Here is a 21,163-nt window from a genome sequence, read left to right on the forward strand (position 1 = left end):
GAAAGCGCGTAGCGGACAGTGTCGGCTGCTGAAATTGGCGGTGGAACAGCAGAACTGCTGTTTTCTATCGTTTCAGCGAACCGAGCAAACCCTCCAGAAAGCGCTCCCCCGCTTCCATCTGGCTGATCTCGATAAACTCGTCGGGCTTGTGCGCCTGCTCGATCGAACCTGGCCCGCAGACAACTACTGGCACATCCAGACGCTGCTTGAACAACCCGCCTTCCGTGCCGAACGAAACCTTGGACGTCGCGGTATCCGGCGCCGCGAAATTTTTCAGGAACCGTACCGCTTCGACGCTCGGGTGGGTGTCCAGTCCGGGGTAGACGTTGACCGTTTCAATCTCGATGGCCGCCACGCTCGAGAGCTTCTTCGCCTCGCGCACGATCACCTCGGCACGCTCCTGCATCTGCGCGAGAATCTGTTCCAGATCATCGGCCGGCAAATTGCGCACTTCAAAATCCACCGTGCACAGATTCGGCACGATATTCAGCGCCCGGCCACCGCCGATCTGGCCGACGTGCACGGTGGTGTAAGGCACGTCGTAATCGGCATCCCGGGCGCCTTGCTCCTGCAGTTGGCGCTGGGATTCACGCAACGCTGCGATGAAATCGCAGGCCACGTGGATCGCGTTGACCGACCGCGGCGCCAGCGAAGAATGCGCCTCCAGCCCCCGACAATAGGTGCGATATGAGCCCTTGCCCTTGTGCCCCAGCACAAACTGCATATTGGTCGGTTCGCCGATCAGGCACAGAAACGGCCGCACCGGCGCCAGATGCAGCACATCGAGCAAACGCCGCACGCCAACGCAGCCGATTTCCTCGTCGTGTGACAGCGCCAGTTGCAGCGGACGGCTGAGGGAATGTTCAGCAGCCTCAAGCATGGCGTCGATGGCCAGCGCGATAAAGCCTTTCATGTCGCAACTGCCGCGCCCGTAAACCCGCCCGTTCTGCTCCGTCACCTGGAACGGTGGAACCGTCCACGCCTGCCCCGCTGCTGGCACCACGTCGGTGTGCCCGGACAGCAGAATGCCCGGTTGGTCTTTCGGGCCGGTGCTGGCAAACAGATTGGCCTTCTTGCCGCTTTCGTCCTTGACGATCAGCGACTCGATGCCCTTGCTCAGCAGCAACTCGCGAACGTACTCGATCAACGCCATGTTCGACTCCGACGACACGGTATCGAACGCAATCAATCGTTTGAGAATCTCCAGTACACGGGGTTTCATGAGGCTTTGCTCCGTTGTTCGGCCAAGGGGGCGAACCGGCGTATGGAAAAGGGTTCGATCAACGTGGAAGTGCTGCCGGTGCTGATCAGCTCAGCCATGACGTCACCGACGCCCGGCCCCAACTGGAAACCATGACCGCAGAAGCCGAACGCGTAATACAGGCCATCGACCGTACCGCTTGGCCCCATGATCGGCAGCGAGTCCGGCAGATAGCTTTCGATGCCGCTCCAGACCCGGATGATGTTCAGATTGCCGACACCCGGCAACAGTCGGCGCATTTGCCGGATCTGGTTGAGGATGCTGCGCGGCTCGACATAGGCGCGGCGATTGACCATGTCCGGTTTGCTGCGATAGCCGCCGCCAATGATGATGTTGCCGCGCGGAATCTGCCGGAAATAAATGACTTCCTCAGGTATTTTGGTGAACACCCCAATCACCGTCGGCAAGGCGTATGGCACCGGTTCCGTCACCGCCATCTGCGGGCCATGGGTGTCCAGCGGAACCGGTTCGCCGAACTGCGCGGACAGTTTCTCGCCCCAGGCGCCGGCAGTGATCAGCAGTTGTGCGGCGCGATATTGCCGGCCATCGGTGGTGGTGACGCTGAACTCGCTTCCGATTTTCTGCACTTCGGCCACTTCGGTCTGTTCTTCGATACGCGCACCGATCCGCCGCGCCGCCCGAGCGAATGCCGGCGCCGCCAGACGCGGGTTGGCGTGACCGTCGTGCGGCGCGTAGGAGCCCCCCTTCACGTCCGGCCCAAGAAACGGAAAGCGCCGATGCAGTTCAGCGCCGCGATAGACCTGCAGATCCAGTTGCGCTGCTTCCGGCGCAGCGGCATACGCTTCGAGCTCGGCAATTTCGTCTTCGCGGTAACACACACGCATGTGGCCGCTGGCGATGAATTCCAGATCGTCGTCAATCAGCTCCGGCAAGCGCTTCCACAGCGCAAAGGAACGGTTGGCCAACTCCAGTTGCCCCAGATAACGACCCTGACGCCGCACGTTGCCGAAGTTGACGCCGCTGGCGTATTGGCCAATCAGGTCGCGCTCGAGCAGGGTCACGGAGTGCCCGCGCTGACGCAGGAAAAACGCTGACGCCGCACCCATGATGCCGCCGCCGATAATCAATACATCACTTTTCTGCGAGTTCATGACGGCTCCTCGATGATGACCATCGGCAACGGTTTGACGGGGGCCTGACCGCGTTGGCGACCGACCTGTTGCACACTCACGCCAGCCGCGGCGGCAATCACTTCGGCGCAGGCCTGCGAGCAGTAGCGGCCCTGGCAACGGCCCATGCCGACCCGACTGAAAGCTTTGGCCCGATTGACTTCGCACGCACCCTTTTCGCTGACCGTACGGCGCAGTTCGCCCGCGCTGATCATCTCGCAGCGACAGACGATCGCCGAATCCGGCAACGCCCCGGCCTGTTCGGCGGGCCAGGGAAATGCCTGCGCCAGACCGAGGCGGAACTGATCCATTACCGCCAGTGCGCGCCGTTGCTCTGCGCGAAAACCGGCATCCACCGGTTGTTGCTGATCCTCCAGCAGCGCCATCGCCACCAGGCGTCCGGCATGTTCAGCTGCATCGGCACCGCGAATCTTGGCCCCGTCGCCGGCGGCGTACACACCGCTGACCGAAGTACGGCCCTCTTCATCAAGCGCCAGCCACCACTGGCCGGACGCTTCATCAAAACGCATGCGACACCCGGCCAGATCGGCCAGCTGGGTTTCCGGACGCAAGTGATACCCCAGGGCCACGGCATCGCAATCGATGTCCAGGGTTTCGCCTTTGGCTGAGCGCACGCGCACGCCACTGACGCCGCTAGTGGCATCTCCCGATATGAGCTCCGGCTTGATCCCCAGATGCACCGGTATTTTCGCCTGATACAACTGCGCCAACAGTTTCATCCCGGTAAACAACACCCCGGGCCGCGCGAGCATCTTCGGCAGCGCTACAATGCGCTTGCTCATCGGCGATGTATCAAGCACTGCGGCGACGTTGGCGCCGGCCTTCACATACTGGCTGGCCACCAGATACAGCAGCGGACCACTGCCCATGAACACCACGCGATGGCCGATGGAAACCGCCTGCGACTTGAGCGCGATCTGCGCCCCGCCGAGGCTGTAGGTGCCCGCCAGCTGCCAGCCTTCAATGGGCATCAAACGGTCCGTGGCGCCGGTACACAGGATCAACGCGTCGAAGTCCACCGTCGTATGGTGACCCTGACTGACGCAGCTCAACTGCCTGGGCACCAGATTCCACACCAGCGTGTCGGGCCGGTAATCGATGTGTGGGCGCAAGCGCTCGAAACTCTCGTGCAGGTCGCGCGCCTTGGCCGCTTCAGTGCCGTACAGCGCGCGGTAGTCGCGGGTGAAACCTTCGGGTTGGCGACGATAGATCTGGCCGCCGTCGCGGCGATTTTCATCGATCAGGACCGGTTTGATGCCGGCCTTCACCAACGTCTCGGCGCAGCGAATCCCCGCAGGGCCGGCGCCGACGATAACTACCCGTGCAGTGGCCATGTCGCCTCCGGTTGTGTGGTGACGAGATCCAGCCCTTCACGGACTTCATTGGAGCACGCACGCAGACGTTCGCCGCTGCGCGTCCACACCCAGCAATCCTGGCAGGCGCCCATCAGGCAGAACCCGGCACGTCGACCGCTATCGAATTCCGACTGGCGCAACGCATTGCCCTGAGTGAGCAATGCGACCATCAGTGTGTCGCCCTGCAACGCCTTGATGGGCACGCCATCCACGGTCAACCCGACGGTCACCCGGCCCTGCTCGGCCAGTCTCACAAAACGAGCACTCATGCATAGGCTCCCTGATTCAAGATGGTCACGTCCCGCTGGGTTTTCAGCAGTTCGACGCTGTCGTGGTGGCAAAGAATTTCACTGCCACCGTCGATGATTCGGCGGTTGGGTGCCGTACGGTTGCACAGGCCATCGACACGCACCGGGCAGCGATTGAGGAAGGTGCACAGCTCGGCGACATTGGCTTTGGGCCCGATGGGCGGCAGTTCGCCGCAAGTCGTCCCGCAGGTTTCCAGCCAGCCCTGGCGCAGCTCCGGCACCGAGTGAATCAACAGATCGGTGTAGGGATGGAACGGCGCCTGCGCAAACGACTGGCGGCTGCCGGCCTGAACCTTGTGGCCGCTGTACATCACCACCACGTCATCGCACAGCGCGCGCACGGTGGAGATGTCATGACTGATGAACAGGTAGGACACGCCGAGCTGCTCACGCAAGTCGCGGAGCAATTCAAGAATCGCTGCACCGACCACGGTGTCCAGCGCCGAGGTCACTTCATCGCAAAGGATCAGATCGGGTTTGGCCGCCAGTGCCCGCGCCAGGCTCACCCGCTGTTTCTGCCCGCCGGACAACTCGCTCGGACGACGCTCGGCCAAGGCTCGCGGCAGGCGCACCAGATCCAGCAATTCGCCGATACGCTCGCGCAACGCCGCGCCTTTGAGGTTGAAATACATCTTCAGCGGCCGACTCAGAATCGTGCTGATGCTGTGCATCGGATTGAGCGCCGTGTCGGCGTTCTGGAACACCATCTGGATTCGCCGGAATTGCTCGTCGGTGCGTTCGGACAGACAACCGCCCAGCGGTTGCCCGTCAAAGGTCAGCCCGCCCAATGCCGGCGTGAGCAGGCCTGCGACCACGCGGGCCAGCGTTGACTTGCCCGAACCCGACTCGCCGATCACGCCAATCGCCTGGCCCCGGCGCACGGTCAGATCAATGTCTTCCAGTACACGAATGGCCGGCATGCCCTGGGTGTTCTTGTTGCCGTAACCGGCGGTCAGGCCGCGAATGGTCAGCAGCGGGGTTTCTTCGGCAATACCGCCAGGTGGGCGAATTGTCGTGTCCGGCCGCGCGGCCGCCAGCAGACTGCGGGTGTATTCATGACTCGGGCCTTTGAGGAGCGCCGCCGTAGCGCTTTGTTCGAAGATCTGGCCGCCATTGAGCACGACAATCTGATCGGCCATTTGCGCCACCACGGCCAGGTCATGGGACACATACACCGCTGTCGCGCCACGGTCACGCACCACGCGCTTGAACGCACGCAACACGTCGATCTGGGTCGTCACATCGAGCGCCGTGGTCGGTTCGTCGAGGATGACCAGCAACGGATCACTGATCAGCGCCATTGCCGCCATCACCCGCTGCAATTGCCCCCCGGACACCTGGTGCGGGTAACGCTGACCGATGTGATCCGGGTCTGGCAGGGCCAAATCGCGGAACAGCTCAATGGCCTTGGCCTCAAGGGTGGCGCGGGTGCCGAGGCCGTGAATCAAGGCGCCCTCCACCACTTGGTCGATCAGCTTCTTCGCCGGGTTGAAAGCCGCCGCAGCGCTCTGCGCGATATACGACACCCGATTACCGCGCAGGCCCTGCAATTGCTGCTCGCTGAGCGCGAGCATGTCGTGCTCGCCGACCTGTACCACGCCGCCGGACAACCGACAGCCCCGTCGGGCGTACCCCAACAGAGCGAGGGCAATGGTGGTCTTGCCCGAGCCCGATTCGCCGATCAACGCCAGCACTTCACCTTGTTCCAGGGCAAAGCTCACGCCTTTGACGATTTCGGTTTCCCCGTGCTCGCCGCAAGCGACCACGCGCAGGTCTTCAACTCGAATCAATTGGGTCATTTCAATGGCCTCCCGTGCGGCGACTACGTCGCGACGACAATCTGTCGATAAACAGATTCACGCCGATGGTCAGGGTGCCGATGGCCAGCGCCGGGATGACGATGGCCGGGGCGCCCTGATTGAGGCCGCCGATGTTTTCCCGCACCAGCGAACCGAGGTCGGCATCCGGCGGTTGCACGCCCAGCCCGAGAAAGCTCATGCCGCTAAGCAGCAGCACGATGAAACCAAACCGCAAGCCCAGGTCAGTGAGCACCGGGTTGAGCATGTTCGGCAGGATCTCCACGCAGGCGATGTACAAACGCCGCTCGCCACGGGTTCGGGCGACCTGCACATACTCCAGCGCTTCGATGTTCACCGCCATGCTGCGGGCGATACGGAACGCGCCCGGGGCGAAGCTCAACACCGCCGTGCTGATCAGCAGAGTCACTGAAGAGCCGAACGCCGAAACCATGATCAACGCGAGCATCTTGCTCGGGATCGAGATAAAGGCGTCCATCAAGCGGCTGATCACTTCGTCCAGCCACTTCGGCGACACCACCGACAGCAGCGCACAACCGGTGCCCAGAGCACTGGCCAGCACCGCCGCAATCAACGCCAGGCCCACGGTGAAGCGTGCGCCGACGAGCACCCGGCTGAGCATGTCGCGGCCCAGATAATCAGTGCCGAACGGGTACACCGCGCTGATGTTGTCGAACACGTTGCCCGAGACCACCTCGCCGACCGGATGCGGCGCCAGCCACGGGCCGAATAATGCAACCAGCAACCAGATAACGCAGATGGCCGCGCCGATGAGTCCCAGCCATACGGGCCCGTGAGACACCTTGCCGGCTGACAGATCGGGGGCTGCGGGCGTCGATTTCACAATGAGATTGTTCATTGGTTTCTCAGCCTCGGATTGGACAGAATCGCGCACAGGTCGGCAATCAGCACCAGACCCAGATAAGCCGTACAGAACAACATGGTGCAGGCCTGCACCAGTGCCATGTCACGGTTGGTCACGGCATCGACCATCAGGCTGGCGATGCCGGGATAGTTGAAGATGGTTTCGACAATCACCACCCCGCCGAGCAGATACGACAGGCTCAGCGCAATCGCATTGGCGATCGGCCCGATGGCATTGGGCAAAGCGTGGCGCAGTACGATGCGCATCGGACTGACGCCTTTGAGCCGGGCCATTTCCACGTAGGGGCTGTCGAGCTGGTCGATCACTGCCGCGCGGGTCATCCGCGCCATTTGCGCAACGATCACGCAGCACAGCGTCATCACCGGCAAGGCGTAGGTGCGCATGAATTGCCACGGTGAAGTGATGTCGCTGGCATAGGACAGCGCCGACAACCAGCCCAGGTTTACCGCAAAGATCAGCACCGCGAGGGTCGCCACCAGAAACTCCGGCACCGCGACCATGGCCAGGGTGGTGAAACTCAGGACACTGTCGATCCGCCCGCCCCGGCCCATCGCCGAGCCGATGCCGAGAACCAGCGCCACCGGCACCGACACCAGCGCCGTGGCGGCCGCCAGCATCAGGGTGTTGGGCACACGCCCGGCCATCAGCTCGACAACCGGCATCGCGTTCGATACCGACACGCCCATATCGCCACTGAGCAGGCTCATCAACCAGTGCAGGTAACGCACCACACCGGGTTGATCGAGCCCCAGTTTCAGGCGCAGCGCCGCCACCTGCTCCGGGGTGGCAAACTGGCCAAGGGATTGTTGTGCCGCGTCTCCAGGCAGTACCGCCGTGATCGCGAACACGACCATCGATACGATCAACAAAGTCACGATCGCGGCGCCCAGCCGTCGACCGATCAACCACAGTGTGCTGCTATTCATCGCCTACCCTCCTGCACCTGGCTTGCCGTTCATTTCGACGGCTCTGTTCAAGCGTCCAGCCAGACCTGCTCGGCGAACATGTAACCCATGAAGCCGCCGAGCGGGTTGCTGCCGTAGCCCTTGATCCGTTGATCGACGCCGTCGATGTTGCTGATGAACACCGGAATGCCGATGCCACAGTGGTCGTGCACCAGGGTCTGCATGTCTGCGTACATCTTGCCGCGCTTGGCATCGTCGGTTTCGCCGCGGGCGAGCATCAGCAACTGATCGAACTGCTCGTTCTTCCAGCCGGACTCGTTCCACGGCGCCTTCGACTGGAAGAACTGCGAGAACATCACGTCGGCGTTCGGACGTGGGTTGATGTTGCCGAAGCTGATCGGGTGCTTCATCCAGTGGTTGGACCAGTAGCCGTCGCTCGGCAGGCGCTTGACGTCGAGTTTGAGCCCGGCCTGTTTGGCCGACTGCTGCAACAGCACTGCGATATCGACGGAACCCGTTGCGGCAGGGGACGCAAACAGCTCCATGCTGATGTTTTCCATGCCCGCTTTTTTCAGCAGGAATTTGGCTTTTTCCGGGTCGTAGACCGTTTGCGGCAGGTCGCTGTTGTAGTAGCGCGAGCCGGGCGCGATCGGATGATCGTTGCCGACCACGGCAAAGCCGCGGAACACCGCCGACTTGATCTGTTCGCGATCGAGCAGGTACTTCATCGCCTGGGTGAAATCGGCGTTCTGACCCGGCAACTGATCCTGACGGATGATCAAATCAGTGTAGTTGCCCGACGGCGCATCAACGACCCGGTGTCTGGCGCTGGCCTTGATCCGGTCGGTGGAGCGTGGGTTGACCTCGTTGATCATGTGCACGTCGCCGGACAGCAGCGCGTTGACCCGCGACGGCTCGTCGCCAATGGCGATGAATTCGATTTCGTCGAGGTACGGCAGGCCAGGCTTCCAGTAGCCGGTGTTGCGTGCGGCAACCGAACGCACACCTGGTTTGAACTCCTTGACCTTGAACGGTCCGGTACCAATGCCCTGGTTGAAGTCGGTGGTGCCTTCGGGAACGATCAGCAGATGCGAGACGGCCAGAATCGACGGCAATTCGGCGTTCGGTGCAGTCAGGCGAATCTGTACTTCGTTGGCCCCCGTGGCCTTGATTTCGGCGAATTGCTCCATCAGTGGCATGACTTTGGAGCCGGTCAGCGGATCCTTGTGTCGTGACAGCGAGAACACCACATCGGCCGCGCTGAGGGTTTTGCCGTTGTGGAACGTCACGTCCTTGCGCAGGGTGATCGTCCACAGGGTCGCGTCGGTGTTGTCGATGCGTTCGGCCAGCTCCAGTTGCGGCACCAGGTGCGCGTCGAAACGGGTCAGGCCGTTGTAGAACATGTAGTGCCGCACATAGTCGGTGGACAGCGCACCTTTGGCCGGGTCGAGGGTGTCAGCCGTGGAGCTGGACATGCCAGCGACACGTATCCGCCCACCCTGCTTGCCTTTTCCCGGCGTCGCCGTGTCATCGGCCAACAGCTTGCCCGCGGCACCGAACAGGCTGCCGGCGCCGGCAGCCGCTACGCCGGCCACACCGAGCATTTGCAACGCGTGACGGCGTGACATGCCGCGATTGAGGCCTTCGAACACCCGCAGGCTTGCTTCGCCCGAGATCAGAGGTGAGTCATTCTTGTGATCAGTCATTTCAGTGCTACCTGTCGAAATTAAGAAGGCTCAAGTGTTCCGGTTGGCCGGAACGTCCTGGAAACGCAAACGACGGTAAAGCCACAGCATCAGCTCAATGCAAATAGTCCTGAAAGCGGTAATAGGCGCCCACGAAAGGCAGGAACCACGGCTTGCCGAAATGCCCGGGGATCGCCGGCCAGTCGAGTTCACGCCAGGGGTTGGCCTCGGCATTGCCGGCCATCACGTCGGCCATCACCTGCCCCATGTGCACCGACATCTGCACGCCGTGGCCGCTGTAGCCCATCGAATGGAACACGCCACCGTGCTGGCCGGCTCGCGGCAAACGGTCGGAGGTCATGTCTACCAGGCCGCCCCAGCAGTAATCGATCCTGACGCCGGCCAGTTGCGGAAACATCTGGATCATCGCCGCCTGCAGCACCTTGCCGCTCTTGGCATCGTTGACACTGTCGGACATGGCAAACCGCGCGCGCCCGCCAAACAGCAAGCGGTTGTCCGGGGTCAGGCGGAAGTAGTTACCGATCATTCGACTGGTGACATAAGCGCGGCGCCCCGGCAGCAACTGATCGATCAACGCCCGCGGCAGGACCTCGGTGGCAATCACGAAACTGCCCACCGGTACGATTCGCCGCCGATACCAGCCCAGACCACCGTGCTGACAGACACCGGTCGCCAGCAGAACCTGCCCGGCGTGCAGCGAACCCTTGCTGGTGTTGACCTGATAACCGCCGGCCCGGGCTTTCCAGTCGAGCACCGAGGTGCCCTCATGGATCAGCGCGCCGTGACGCACCGCCGCTTCTGCCAGACCGATGCCGAAACGCCCGACGTGCATCTGCACGCCATTGCGCTGCAACAGGCCGCCATGGAACTGCGCAGAGTTGACTTCGGTGCGGGTCTGTTCGGCCGACAGCAATTCAACATCGGCATCGACTTCGTTGCGGATCAGCTCGCAGGTGCGGGCCAGGCCTTCGTAGTGCAACGGTTTTGCCGCCAGTTTCAGCTTGCCGTTGCGCAGCAGGTCACAGGCGATCTGCTCCTGCTCGACCAGCGACACAACGCTTTGCACGGCACTTTCGTAAGCCTGGTAATAGGCTTTCGCCCGGTCGGCACCGAGGCTGGCGCTGAGGCTGGCGTAATCCTGCGCCACCCCCGTGTTGCACTGCCCGCCATTGCGTCCCGAAGCCTCGCCGATCACCCGCCCGGCTTCCAGCACCACCACACTGGCGCCCTTGAGCGCCAGGGCCCGGGCCGCCGCCAGCCCGGTGAAACCGCCACCGACGATGGCCACATCGACTTGCCCGGGCAAACCGCCGAGCTGTGCGCCGGTGAAGGCCGGTGCGCTGTCGAGCCAGTAGGATTCACTGCCCATGTTCAATCCCGCCTTTGCCAATGAGGATGTCGTTACAGGCCGACCAGTGCGGCCAGACCGCCGATGTCCGGGATCTGGTGGTAGCTGTAGAAGGCGTTGCCCGGTACTTCGTGACCACGGGCGACGAAGGCCTTGTTCTTGATCTTCATGTCGTGGGCCGGCATCAGGTCGTAACGGAAGCTGGAGGACACATGCAAGATGTCTTCCGGGCCGCAGTTGAGGTTGTCGAGCATGTACTCGAACGCCGCCAGACGAGGTTTGTAGGCTTGTGCCTGTTCGGCCGTGAAGACTTTGTGAAAAGGTGCGCCGAGTTTTTCGACGTTGGACATGATCTGGCTGTTGCTGGCGTTGGAGAAAATCACCAGAGGAATCTTGTCGGCGATTTTCGACAGGCCGGCCGGTACGTCCGGGTGCGGGCCCCAGGTCGGAACGGCGTCGTAATACAGCTGGCCTTCTTCGCGGTATTCGATTCCCCAACGCTTGCAGGTACGCGCCAGAGCGGTCTTGAGAATCTCGTCATACGGCATCCAGTCGCCCATGACCTGGTCCAGGCGATAGGCCGAGAAATCCTTGACGAACTGATCCATCTGCTCAGCGGGAACGCGATCGGCGAAGAGTTCGCGGGTCATTGTGCCCATGTGGAAATTGGTCAGCGTTCCGTAGCAGTCGAAGGTAATGAATTTGGGGCGAAGAAAGCTCATTGAGTGCGTTCCTGAAGTTCGTTGAGGTCAATGGCGCTACAAGCATTTGCCTGGTTTGCGCAGTAGCGATGCAACGCTGCAGCACACCGTCATTACAACACCGTGAAATCAGCAGATGGCGTTAAAAGCGACCTCCGTTCGATACAAATCACCGTTTTGGTCATTCCACTCAGCAGACTTTGCGGTGCGCTCCAGCCTTGGGCAAAGCCCCTGTTTATGCGCACTTATGGGCCTTTATCTGGCGCTTTTGATTTCCGGCAGCGACTTTGCCCGCAGAAACTGCGCCCCATCGCAGCCTTGGCATCAGTTGCTGCGGCGCCTGTCAGCCCGGTTCTGAATCGAGGCGATTGAACCTACATCCTGCGCCTGAGCGACGAGACTCGGTACAAGCCTTTTATAGGGTAAAAAGGCCCAAGCATTTGCTGCCGACACAAGGCCCGGATTAAGTAGTAAGTGTGGTCTTCGGGACCGTGCTTCGCGGAATCTGCCGAATATTCCCTGCCCCCTTGTCAGGCTTTCATCTAGATGGGATACAGGCTTCACCTCGGCGCAAAACCCGGCGCCAGCGCACACTCTTGATCGGAGAATCGCCATGTCCACCCCGCTCCCTTCCTACGTCTATCGGCCGATGACTGCCGACGACCTGCCCAAGGCTCATGCACTGTCCGTGCAATTGAAGTGGCCCCATCGACTTGACGACTGGGCCATGCTGCAACGGGTCAGCGAAGGCTTTGTCGTACTCGATGGCGAGCGTTTGATCGGCACCGCGTTTGCCTGCCCGCAAGGTGATTTCACGACCATTGGCCTGGTCATTGTCAGTGACGAATACCAGGGCCAGGGCATCGGGCGAAAGCTCATGGAACACGCGCTGCAGGCTTGCCAGTCAAGCACGGCGATATTGAATGCAACCGTGGCCGGCGCACCGCTGTACGCCAGTCAGGGTTTTGTCGAGTTTGGCCGGATTCAGCAGCACCAGGGCCAGGCGCAAGCCCCTTTGCCCGGGCCATTGGCAGACGGTGAAGAATGCCGCCCATTGCGCGAATCGGATCATGCGCGGGTGCTGGAACTGGCCAATGCCGGCAGCGGGCTGGATCGGCAAGCGGTGCTCAGCGATCTGTTCACTGTCGTAGAGCATTCGGTGGGCATTGTGCGCGACGGTCAGTTGCACGCCTTCGCCCTGCTGCGCCCGTTTGGTCGCGGTCGTTGCATTGGCCCGCTGATCGCCGAAAACCTTGAGCAAGCCCAACACCTGATCGCGACATTGTTGGCCGGGATACCGGACGCCTTTGTGCGCATCGATATTCCAGCCGATTGTGGCCTGGCCGATTGGCTGGAAGCCGCCGGCCTGAAAAAGGTCGACACCGTGGCCCAAATGTCCCGCGGTGCCGCACCGCAGGCACACCATGGCGTTCGGCAGTTTGCCCTGGTCACTCAAGCCATCGGCTGACTATCGCGCTGGCGCTTGCCGCCCCTCAATAAATCCTCTCAATACCTGGAGCGTCACCCGTATGTCCGAACCTTGCATCATGCTGTTGGCTCGTGCCGATGGCAGTCGCGTCGACACCGCTTTCAAACAGCAACCCTTGAACGCCGCAGACCCTTTCCCGATCGGACGTCAGGTCGCCTGGTCAGGGAGCGACGGCATATCTGCAGGCATCGTCGAAGCAGGCGCAAGCCTTGTTATCGAGGACTTCCCGCACACCGAGGTGATCGTAGTCCATGCGGGGCATGTGACGTTGAAAACCCGGGAGCGGACGCTGGAACTGGCCGTAGGCGCCAGCGCGGTCATCGGCCGGGGTACGGCCCTGCGGATCGAAGCAAAGACCGGCACCCGGTGGGCGTTTTGCGCGATGGCCACCGCAGCCGCGACACCCGGCCTGACGCTGCTTGATCCGCTGGCACACCTGTCTCCCTCCGCTGCGCCGGAACAACAGATTCTGATCGGTGCAACACCGCAATGCCGGTCAGGTAATGCCTTCGAAGACGCCACGACCGATCTGCGTGTCGGCGTGTGGGACTCGACGCCCTACGAACGTCACGGTCGCCCGCACAAGCTCAATGAGCTGATGTACCTGATCGAAGGCAGCGTAACGTTGCAGACGCCTGAAGGCTCGAGCGTGATCGTCAATACCGGCGACAGCGTATTTGTTGCGCGGGGTGCGCCGTGCGCCTGGAAAAGCACGCGCTATGTACGTAAGGTGTATGCGGTTAAATAGCGTCAGCCATAAAGCGCCTTGTCGAAGCGGAACGAAGCCCCATAGGCCGAGTCAGGCAGGTGGCTGGAGTGATCTGCCCGTAACCGCGAACGGAAGGTGCCGCTTTGCGGTTGAGTCCGGTACAGCCCACGCTTTTGCAGTTCGGGAATCACCAGTTCGACAAAGTCCTCAAGGCTGCCTGGGCTGATCAACGGGTTGAGCATGTAGCCGCTGGTGCCGGAAATTCGCGCGTGTTCTTCAATGCGATCGGCGACTTGCTGCGGTGTTCCGACGAGAATCAGGTCGCTGCCACGGGTAACGCTGGCGAAGCGCTTTTTCACATCACCCGCCGTCAGCGGCTTTCCACTGCCATCGGGGCGCATCACATAAGAGGTCAGGCCTTCGGTGTGCGTCGAGAGTGCATCGCTGTCGGCGTAGCGGCTGATGTCGATGCCGGTGTCGCCGGCGTAACTGACCAGTTGTGCCTGCAAGTGATAGTTGCTTTGCAACTCGTCGTATTTGCGCTGGGCTTCGATTTCGGTTTTGGCCGTGACGATGCGCAGTACCGTCAACGATTTCACGTCTTCACGTTGACGCCCAAGCGCCTGCGCCTGGGCCCAGATGTCTTCCAGGCCCTGCCGGATTTCCTGCGGGTTGGATTTGGCGATGAAGATCAGTTCCGCGTGCTTGGCGGCGAACTCTCGACCGCGTCCCGACCAGCCCGCCTGAATCAGCAATGGTGTGCGCTGCGGCGACGGAGCGGTCAGGTGCGGCCCGGCGACACGATAGTGCGCACCCTCGTGATTGATCGGTCGCACCCGCTCGCCTCTGGCATACAGCTGGCGGGACTTGTCGGCAACCACGGCGTCGTCGGCCCAACTGCCTTCCCAGAGTTTGTACACCACATCGAGAAACTCTTCGGCGCGCTCATAGCGATCGTCATGCTTGATCATTTGCTCCAGCCCGAAATTGCGGGCGGCGCTGGACAGGTAAGAGGTGACGATGTTCCAGCCCACTCGCCCATTGGTGAGGTGATCAAGCGTGCTGAAGCGCCGGGCGTGGGTAAACGGGTGCTCATAACTGGTGGTCACCGTGACACCAAATGCCAGGTTTTCCGTCACGGCCGCCAACGCCGGAATGATCATCAACGGATCGTTGGCCGGCGCTTCCACCGCCCATTTCACCGCCGCATCGGCGTTGCCACCCAGCACATCGTAAAAGCCCAGCACATCACCAAAGAACAGCATATCGAGGTGCGCCTGATCAGCAATCCGCGCCAGGTTTGACCAGTAGCCCAGCGAGTTGATCGCCAGGCGTTCGTCAGCCGGGTGAGTCCACAGACTCGGCGCACCGCCGCAGCCGACGCTGGCTTGTTCATAAAGTGCAAACAGCAGAGGTTTAGGATCGGACATCGTGGTTCCTGCAAGAAATCATTCAACGGAATGGCTCAGCGCTGATGCTTGAAGCCTCTGCCGTAATGGCGTTCGAGGCGATGCTGGATCAGTTCGAGACCGATGGATAACAGCCAATAGATGGCGGCTGCGGTGGTCAGCATTTCGATGTAACGGTAGGACGAACGCCCGTACGACTGCGCCAGAAACATCACTTCCCAGACACCCATGACCGAAATCAGGGACGAGTCCTTGAGCATCGAAATGAACTGGCTGGTGGTCGGCGGAATGATCGTGCGCATGGCTTGCGGCAGGATGATATGGATGAATGTTGCGGCGGGTCTCAGGCCCAGTGCGGCGGCTGCTTCGCGCTGACCCGGGGCAACCGCGAGGATGCCGGCACGAAAAATCTCACTGAGATAAGCCCCGTAGTTGAGCGACAGCGCGATGATCCCGGCGCTGATTGCGCCTGGCACCACACCCAGCTGCGGCAGCCCCAGATAGATCAACAGGATCTGGATCAACAGCGGCGTGCCGCGAAAGAACGAGGCGTAGAAGCTGGCGATACCAAACGCCACGGCGCTGCTCGACAGCCTGGCCAACGCGGTGACAAAGCCCAGCAATAACGAAAACCAGATCGAGCAGAAACACAGGAATATCGTCAGCGCGGCGCCCTGCAAGAACCCGTTCGGCCCCAGATGCAGGCCGACCAGGTTCGGCCACTTTTCCAGAATGATCGAAAACTTCAGATCGAAGCGCATGAAAAACCACACGCCCAGACCCGACAGCGCCGCCCACGTCAGATACAGACGCGTGCGAAAACCGAACAGCTGACGTGTCAGTGGCGGCTGCTTTTGCGGGGTAACAGCCGCTTTGGCCGGATGCGGATTGATTGCTGTCATTGGCTGATATCAGAACCGATCCACTTGCGGGATATTTTGCTTAGCGTGCCGTCAGTCTTGAGTTGTGCGATGACTTCGGTGACTTTCGCATTCCATTGCGCATCGCCTTTTTCGACCGCCACGACGTTCGGTTCGGCATACAGTGGATCTCCGGCAATCTTGAAGCGCGGATCCTGAGCGATGCGTTCACGCGCGGTGATCAGGTTGGTGACCATAGCGTCCAGGCGCACGCCGGTACCGAGTGCGAGATCCTGGAAGGCAACGGTTTCATTGTCGTAAGGCGCGATCTGGACATTGTCGAACGGATAGCTCAACGGTTTGTCCTCGGCGCCTTCAATGACCAGATCCTTGTTCAGATAGGCCTCATAAGTCGACGCACTGATCACACCGACTTTTTTGCCGGACAAGTCCTTGCCAGTGGCAATGTCCTTGTCCTTTTCATTGACCACGATCACCGCCGGTGACTGGTAATACTCCACGGGAAAGTCGAACACTTCGGCCCGCGCCTTGCTCGGCGTCATCGAGCACACGCAGATGTCGTATCGACCGTTCCAGTGCCCGGCGGCAATCACGTCCCAGGAAGGCGTTTCAAGTTTCAGCTTGACCCCAAGCCGTTCGGCCACAGCTTTAGCGACATCCACATCGAAGCCGTCGAGCTGGTTCTGGTCATTGAGAAAAGAGAACGGCGGGTAACTCTCCATCAGGACACCGGTGAGTTCACCTTTTTGCGTCACGCGATCAAGGGTTGGCCCCGCAAATGCTGCAGCGCAACTGACGGCGAGCGCCAGGCCAAGTGTCAAATGTGTCGGGATCTTCAAGTGCGAATGCTCCAATCAGGAAAAACCTGATTAGATTAAAACGCACTATAAAATTAATATGAACTTCGTTTTGGGAATAAAAAGCTGCGCTTGGGCTATATGGATTCCAGACCTCACCCTTAAGCAAAGCGCGCTCCACTCCATGCTCTGTAGGGGCAAGCAAACGATTAACTTGTACGATGTCCTATCACAGGTTATTAGTACGCCTCCCTACAAAAATAAAACCACGGAGATTGCTACATGGACTCATCCCTGTCCGCCAAGCCTGAAAGCCTCGAACAGGTAAAGGGCAATACCCGCCGCAGCTTCCTGAAAAAATCCCTCGCTGTTTCCGCCACGCTCGCTACCGGCTCTGCCTTGCTGCCCAGTCTCGCTGAAGCCACCGAACCGTTGAGTCAACGCTACCCGGATCCACTGATTCACATCCTCGACGACAGCTTCCTCGACTTGCGTATTTTCAACGCCAGTGTGGAAAAACTCGCCACCGGCATGCGCTGGGCCGAAGGACCGGTGTGGGTCGGTGATGGCCGCTATTTGCTGGTCAGCGACATCCCTAATAATCGCATCATGCGTTGGGACGAAATCACCGAGACCTTCACCGTGTACCGTGAACACTCGAACTTCTCCAACGGAATGTGCCGGGATCGCCAAGGGCGGCTTATCGTCTGCGAAGGCTCTACCACCACCAGCGAAGGCCGCCGCGTCACGCGCACCGAATACAACGGCACGATCACCGTGCTGGCCGACAGCTTTGATGGCAAGCCCTTCAACTCGCCCAACGACATCGTCTGCAAAAGTGACGGATCAATCTGGTTTACCGACCCGCCATTCCAGACTGGCAACAATTACGAAGGCCACAAAATCACCCCGAGCCAACCGCACGCCGTTTACCGCATCGATGGTGAGAGCAGAAAGGTCACTCGGGTGATCGACGACCTTAACGGCCCCAATGGTCTGTGCTTTTCTCCCGACGAGAAAACCCTGTATGTCGTCGAAGGTCGCGCCAAACCCAATCGCCTGATCTGGGCCATTGCCGTGAAGGAAGACGGCACACTGGGCGAGCGCCGCAAGCACATCGAGGGGCTGGACTACGCGGCAATCGACGGTATCAAGTGCGACGAAGCGGGCAACCTCTGGTGCGGCTGGGGCGGCAATGGCGATCCCAGGGCTGACCTGGAAAAACTCGACGGCGTGCGGGTTTTCAATCCACAGGGCAAGGCCATCGGCCATATTTCGCTGCCAGAGCGCTGCCCGAACCTGTGCTTCGGGGGGCGCGAAGGGAACAGGCTGTTCATGGCAAGCAGTCACTCGATCTACTCGCTTTTTGTGAATACTCGCGGGACTGCGTTTGCATTGTGAGCACGCCGTTGTGCTCTTGATCGTTTGCTGAGTCTCGAAACACCATCTTGCCGCGCAACCAGGGATGCGCGGCATTCAATCCCGCGCCGTGCAACTGGCGTATGCCACCGGCGAATGGAGACTTCAAGGACTGTCGGGAAAATCATTCTGACAATGCACCCAGAAGATTCGCCATAACACACCCGAAGCGTTCAAGGATGAACATTCATTCATCAAAAACAGGATTCGATGCGTCTAGTCTGCGGGTTACGACATAGTGACTACAGGAGTAACCCACCATGTTCTCGCACGAAAGCATCCCGCTGATCATCCTTTTCACCATCCTGCTGCTCGGCGTACTCACCGCCGTCCTTCATCCCGTGCATGCGTTCTACAGTTGGCTCCAGAGGCGCAGGGAAAGATCCGCTGCCGAGGCTGCGAGCGAGGCCGATTCGCACTGATGTGCATGACTGGCCCGGAGGAATCCGGGCCTTTTTCCGCCTGCTGGCGACAGCACCGCAAACCACAGTGAACACTATTCGCGCCCTCTCCCCGCTACCCAAGCAAGCCTTCAACTTGTGATGTCGGTTCTGCGCATTTGCGCGAAAAAATTGCCACTTGATTGTCAGGTGGCATTTTTCCGCCTATCGTGAACAAAACCTATACAGAACTACCATCTTCGTACAATTATTTGGGGTACTGATCCGCCATGCCGCGCAACACTGCAGCGGGAAAGTGAAATTAGACGGCCGCAACCCTGTACGCGCGCTTCATGGCGTACAAGAAACCATCTCCAGCGCGGTCCCTCTACCCCCTCTGCCATCAGGGAGTAAAGCAATGACTCGATTAGTGCTGTTACTGACACTGCTACTCAGCATCGCAAGCTGCACCAGCGTGGATGTCACCCGCTATGCCGATCAACAACCGGCACTCGATCTGCAGCGTTTTTTCAGCCAGCCCGTCAAGGCCTGGGGAATGTTTCAGAAGCGCGGCGGCGAAGTGACCAAGCGCTTTGAAGTCAACATCGTCAGCCGTCGCGAAGGCAACAACCTGATTCTCGACGAGCGTTTTCTGTATAGCGACGGTACTCGCCAACACCGCGTATGGACATTGACGCCCGAGGGCCAGGGACGCTGGAGTGGTCGCGCCGGTGATGTCGTAGGGGTTGCCCAAGGCCAAGTGGCTGGCAACACATTTCACTGGCGTTATCGCCTCAATGTACCGGTCGACGATTCGACCTATGAAATGAGCATGGACGACTGGATGTACCTGATGGACGAGGACACGTTGATCAACCGCACCAGCATGTCCAAGTACGGTGTGGAAGTCGGCCAGGTGACCTTGTTCTTCCGCCGCCAGGGCGCCGAAGCAAGCCAATGAACCGTAAAATGAACACTACCCGCCGCTTGTGCCTGGTACTGGGCGACCAGTTATCGTTCGACCTGGCTTCCTTACAGGCACTCGATGCCGAGCGCGACACGGTGTTGCTGGTTGAGGTCATGGAAGAAGCCAGCCACGTGCCCCACCACCCACAGAAGATTGCCCTGATCTTCAGCGCCATGCGCCATTTCGCCCAGGCGTTGCGAGACCAGGGTGTACGCGTTGAATACGTCAGGCTGGATGATCCGGAAAACAGCGGTTCGGTGCCGGGTGAACTACATCGATGGCAAACGCTGTTGCAGGCCGAAGAAGTGCACGTCACCGAGTGTGGCGACTGGCGGCTGGAGCAATCGATGAAGGAATGCGGTTTGCCAATTCACTGGCACGCCGATACGCGTTTTCTGTGCGGTCGCGAAGAGTTCGCCGCCTGGGCCAAGGGCAAGAAACAACTGCGAATGGAGTTTTTCTACCGGGAGATGCGTCGCAAGAGCCGGTTGTTGCTCAATGGCGACGGCTCGCCGGTGGGGGGCGCATGGAACTTCGATGCCGAGAATCGCAAGGCCCTGCCCAAAGGCGTGAAGGCACCCTACCCGGCGCGCTTCAGCAACGACGCAATCACCAGCGAAGTACTGGCACTGGTCAAGGCGCGTTTCAGCCAGCACTACGGTGCGCTCGATGACTTCAACTACCCCGTCACCCATGCCGATGCGCAGGCTCTTTGGGCGTACTTTCTCGATTACGGTCTGGCCGGGTTTGGCGATTACCAGGACGCCATGGCCAGTGATGAGCCGTTCCTGTTCCACGCACGCGTCAGCGCAGCACTCAACATCGGCCTGCTGGATCTGCGCCAATTGTGCAGCGACGTGGAGTCGGCGTACTGGTCCGGCAGCATTGCGCTCAATGCTGCCGAAGGCTTCATCCGGCAATTGATCGGCTGGCGTGAATACGTGCGGGGCGTGTACTGGCTGAAGATGCCTGATTACGCGCAGGGCAACTCGTTCGGCAACACCCGGGCATTGCCCGAGTTCTACTGGACCGGCGACACGCAAATGAACTGCATGCGCCACGCCATCGGGCAAAGCTTGCAACACGCCTACGCGCATCACATTCAGCGGCTGATGGTCACCGGTAACTTCGCCCTGCTCGCCGGTATCGCGCCGAGTCAGATCTGCGAGTGGTATCTGGCGATCTACATGGACGCCTTTGACTGGGTCGAGCTGCCCAACACGCTGGGCATGGTCATGCACGCCGATGGCGGTTATCTCGGTTCCAAACCCTATTGCGCCAGCGGCCAGTACATCAATCGCATGTCGGATTACTGCCGCGGTTGCGCGTACAAGGTCAGCGAAAGCACGGCGGACAATGCCTGCCCGTTCAACTCGCTGTATTGGCATTTCCTGATGCGCCACGGCGAACTGCTGCGCGGCAATCAGCGCATGGCCATGATGTACAGGAACCTCGACCGCATGCCGCAGGCCAAGCAAGAGGCACTGTGGCAACGCGGCCAGTCGTTGCTGGCCCGCCTGGATGACAGCGAATCGATTTGAAATCAGCGTTCACCCAAAACGACCTTGCTCCATCAGTGAAACTTAACGACGAAGCAACCTGTCAACGGATCAGCAGCCACAACGCTTCCCGATATTGACGGCACCTGTCGGGCATGCCCGACACTCTGAATCG

The 21,163-nt window shown here is 60.4% G+C and carries 19 protein-coding genes; 6 read left to right on the plus strand and 13 right to left on the minus strand.

Features of this window, described 5'->3' with window-relative positions; genetic code table 11:
* Nucleotides 1-64: 64 nt before the first annotated feature.
* The 10 genes from argE to GQX66_RS23730 form a co-directional block, all read right to left on the minus strand.
* Entirely contained in the window at nt 65-1,222 is a 1,158-nt protein-coding gene (gene argE / locus GQX66_RS23685; RefSeq protein WP_240871820.1) for an acetylornithine deacetylase, read from the minus strand.
* On the minus strand, nt 1,219-2,373 hold the full coding sequence (locus GQX66_RS23690) for an FAD-binding oxidoreductase (protein WP_102686143.1): 1,155 nt from the start codon (nt 2,371-2,373) through the stop codon (nt 1,219-1,221). The genes argE and GQX66_RS23690 overlap by 4 nt, the downstream gene beginning before the upstream one ends.
* Nucleotides 2,370-3,746: an FAD-dependent oxidoreductase gene (locus GQX66_RS23695; RefSeq protein ID WP_240871821.1), complete on the minus strand. Its 1,377-nt coding sequence runs from the start codon at nt 3,744-3,746 to the stop codon at nt 2,370-2,372. Before GQX66_RS23695 ends, GQX66_RS23690 begins: the two co-directional genes overlap by 4 nt.
* Entirely contained in the window at nt 3,728-4,036 is a 309-nt protein-coding gene (locus GQX66_RS23700) for a (2Fe-2S)-binding protein (protein WP_240871822.1), read from the minus strand. Before GQX66_RS23700 ends, GQX66_RS23695 begins: the two co-directional genes overlap by 19 nt.
* The gene (locus GQX66_RS23705) at nt 4,033-5,874 is read right to left on the minus strand and encodes an ABC transporter ATP-binding protein (protein WP_240871823.1); all 1,842 of its coding nucleotides are present in this window, start codon (nt 5,872-5,874) and stop codon (nt 4,033-4,035) included. The genes GQX66_RS23700 and GQX66_RS23705 overlap by 4 nt, the downstream gene beginning before the upstream one ends.
* A 1-nt stretch (nt 5,875) precedes the next feature.
* The gene (locus GQX66_RS23710; RefSeq protein WP_085603597.1) at nt 5,876-6,751 is read right to left on the minus strand and encodes an ABC transporter permease; all 876 of its coding nucleotides are present in this window, start codon (nt 6,749-6,751) and stop codon (nt 5,876-5,878) included.
* Nucleotides 6,748-7,704, minus strand: coding sequence for an ABC transporter permease (locus tag GQX66_RS23715; RefSeq protein ID WP_039768548.1), 957 nt, complete (start codon nt 7,702-7,704; stop codon nt 6,748-6,750). The genes GQX66_RS23710 and GQX66_RS23715 overlap by 4 nt, the downstream gene beginning before the upstream one ends.
* 47 nt (nt 7,705-7,751) lie before the next feature.
* Nucleotides 7,752-9,389 (minus strand): ABC transporter substrate-binding protein, encoded by a 1,638-nt coding sequence (locus GQX66_RS23720; RefSeq protein WP_240871826.1) that lies wholly within the window; start codon nt 9,387-9,389, stop codon nt 7,752-7,754.
* Nucleotides 9,390-9,483: 94 nt separating this feature from the next.
* Nucleotides 9,484-10,758 (minus strand): FAD-binding oxidoreductase, encoded by a 1,275-nt coding sequence (locus tag GQX66_RS23725; RefSeq protein ID WP_240871831.1) that lies wholly within the window; start codon nt 10,756-10,758, stop codon nt 9,484-9,486.
* A 32-nt stretch (nt 10,759-10,790) separates the two neighbouring features.
* Nucleotides 10,791-11,459 carry a haloacid dehalogenase type II gene (locus GQX66_RS23730; protein WP_039768553.1) on the minus strand — a complete coding sequence of 223 codons (669 nt, stop codon included), beginning with the start codon at nt 11,457-11,459 and terminating at the stop codon, nt 10,791-10,793.
* 592 nt (nt 11,460-12,051) lie between these two features.
* On the opposite strand from GQX66_RS23730, the gene GQX66_RS23735 reads away from it, so the two are divergent.
* Nucleotides 12,052-12,906, plus strand: coding sequence for a GNAT family N-acetyltransferase (locus GQX66_RS23735; protein ID WP_240871832.1), 855 nt, complete (start codon nt 12,052-12,054; stop codon nt 12,904-12,906).
* A 61-nt stretch (nt 12,907-12,967) separates the two neighbouring features.
* Nucleotides 12,968-13,675, plus strand: coding sequence for a cupin domain-containing protein (locus GQX66_RS23740; protein ID WP_240871833.1), 708 nt, complete (start codon nt 12,968-12,970; stop codon nt 13,673-13,675).
* 2 nt (nt 13,676-13,677) lie between these two features.
* Here GQX66_RS23740 and GQX66_RS23745 read toward each other — a convergent pair whose 3' ends face one another.
* From GQX66_RS23745 to GQX66_RS23755, 3 genes are read right to left on the minus strand one after another with little or no spacing between them, the layout of a single operon-like run.
* Complete coding sequence (locus GQX66_RS23745; protein WP_240871834.1) at nt 13,678-15,066, minus strand: LLM class flavin-dependent oxidoreductase; 1,389 nt, start codon at nt 15,064-15,066, stop codon at nt 13,678-13,680.
* A 35-nt stretch (nt 15,067-15,101) separates the two neighbouring features.
* On the minus strand, nt 15,102-15,947 hold the full coding sequence (locus tag GQX66_RS23750; protein WP_011334213.1) for an amino acid ABC transporter permease: 846 nt from the start codon (nt 15,945-15,947) through the stop codon (nt 15,102-15,104).
* Nucleotides 15,944-16,765, minus strand: coding sequence for an ABC transporter substrate-binding protein (locus GQX66_RS23755; RefSeq protein WP_085745631.1), 822 nt, complete (start codon nt 16,763-16,765; stop codon nt 15,944-15,946). The genes GQX66_RS23750 and GQX66_RS23755 overlap by 4 nt, the downstream gene beginning before the upstream one ends.
* A 240-nt stretch (nt 16,766-17,005) precedes the next feature.
* Here GQX66_RS23755 and GQX66_RS23760 point away from each other — a divergent pair, with 240 nt between their 5' ends.
* The 4 genes from GQX66_RS23760 to GQX66_RS23775 all read left to right on the plus strand — a co-directional run bounded on the left by GQX66_RS23760 (nt 17,006) and on the right by GQX66_RS23775 (nt 21,030).
* Complete coding sequence (locus GQX66_RS23760) at nt 17,006-18,124, plus strand: SMP-30/gluconolactonase/LRE family protein (protein ID WP_240871836.1); 1,119 nt, start codon at nt 17,006-17,008, stop codon at nt 18,122-18,124.
* 278 nt (nt 18,125-18,402) lie between these two features.
* Nucleotides 18,403-18,564, plus strand: a complete 162-nt coding sequence (locus GQX66_RS23765; protein ID WP_165369533.1) for a hypothetical protein — start codon at nt 18,403-18,405, stop codon at nt 18,562-18,564.
* Nucleotides 18,565-18,940: 376 nt separating this feature from the next.
* Nucleotides 18,941-19,483, plus strand: coding sequence for a DUF3833 domain-containing protein (locus tag GQX66_RS23770; protein ID WP_240871838.1), 543 nt, complete (start codon nt 18,941-18,943; stop codon nt 19,481-19,483).
* 8 nt (nt 19,484-19,491) lie between these two features.
* The gene (locus GQX66_RS23775) at nt 19,492-21,030 is read left to right on the plus strand and encodes a cryptochrome/photolyase family protein (RefSeq protein WP_240871840.1); all 1,539 of its coding nucleotides are present in this window, start codon (nt 19,492-19,494) and stop codon (nt 21,028-21,030) included.
* Nucleotides 21,031-21,163: the final 133 nt, after the last annotated feature.

Origin of the sequence: Pseudomonas sp. B707 (assembly GCF_022496685.1) — a bacterium.
Taxonomy (GTDB): domain Bacteria; phylum Pseudomonadota; class Gammaproteobacteria; order Pseudomonadales; family Pseudomonadaceae; genus Aquipseudomonas; species Aquipseudomonas paraglycinae.

Excerpts from the sequence above, each read along its gene's own strand:
- GQX66_RS23690 (WP_102686143.1), bottom strand. The coding sequence starts at position 2,373 with ATGAACTCGCAGAAAAGTGATGTATTGATTATCGGCGGCGGCATCATG.
- GQX66_RS23720 (WP_240871826.1), bottom strand. The coding sequence starts at position 9,389 with ATGACTGATCACAAGAATGACTCACCTCTGATCTCGGGCGAAGCAAGC.
- GQX66_RS23775 (WP_240871840.1), top strand. The coding sequence starts at position 19,492 with ATGAACACTACCCGCCGCTTGTGCCTGGTACTGGGCGACCAGTTATCG.
- argE (WP_240871820.1), bottom strand. The coding sequence starts at position 1,222 with ATGAAACCCCGTGTACTGGAGATTCTCAAACGATTGATTGCGTTCGAT.
- GQX66_RS23750 (WP_011334213.1), bottom strand. The coding sequence starts at position 15,947 with ATGACAGCAATCAATCCGCATCCGGCCAAAGCGGCTGTTACCCCGCAA.
- GQX66_RS23710 (WP_085603597.1), bottom strand. The coding sequence starts at position 6,751 with ATGAACAATCTCATTGTGAAATCGACGCCCGCAGCCCCCGATCTGTCA.
- GQX66_RS23735 (WP_240871832.1), top strand. The coding sequence starts at position 12,052 with ATGTCCACCCCGCTCCCTTCCTACGTCTATCGGCCGATGACTGCCGAC.
- GQX66_RS23760 (WP_240871836.1), top strand. The coding sequence starts at position 17,006 with ATGGACTCATCCCTGTCCGCCAAGCCTGAAAGCCTCGAACAGGTAAAG.
- GQX66_RS23770 (WP_240871838.1), top strand. The coding sequence starts at position 18,941 with ATGACTCGATTAGTGCTGTTACTGACACTGCTACTCAGCATCGCAAGC.
- GQX66_RS23740 (WP_240871833.1), top strand. The coding sequence starts at position 12,968 with ATGTCCGAACCTTGCATCATGCTGTTGGCTCGTGCCGATGGCAGTCGC.
- GQX66_RS23765 (WP_165369533.1), top strand. The coding sequence starts at position 18,403 with ATGTTCTCGCACGAAAGCATCCCGCTGATCATCCTTTTCACCATCCTG.
- GQX66_RS23715 (WP_039768548.1), bottom strand. The coding sequence starts at position 7,704 with ATGAATAGCAGCACACTGTGGTTGATCGGTCGACGGCTGGGCGCCGCG.
- GQX66_RS23705 (WP_240871823.1), bottom strand. The coding sequence starts at position 5,874 with ATGACCCAATTGATTCGAGTTGAAGACCTGCGCGTGGTCGCTTGCGGC.
- GQX66_RS23700 (WP_240871822.1), bottom strand. The coding sequence starts at position 4,036 with ATGAGTGCTCGTTTTGTGAGACTGGCCGAGCAGGGCCGGGTGACCGTC.
- GQX66_RS23730 (WP_039768553.1), bottom strand. The coding sequence starts at position 11,459 with ATGAGCTTTCTTCGCCCCAAATTCATTACCTTCGACTGCTACGGAACG.
- GQX66_RS23695 (WP_240871821.1), bottom strand. The coding sequence starts at position 3,746 with ATGGCCACTGCACGGGTAGTTATCGTCGGCGCCGGCCCTGCGGGGATT.
- GQX66_RS23745 (WP_240871834.1), bottom strand. The coding sequence starts at position 15,066 with ATGTCCGATCCTAAACCTCTGCTGTTTGCACTTTATGAACAAGCCAGC.
- GQX66_RS23725 (WP_240871831.1), bottom strand. The coding sequence starts at position 10,758 with ATGGGCAGTGAATCCTACTGGCTCGACAGCGCACCGGCCTTCACCGGC.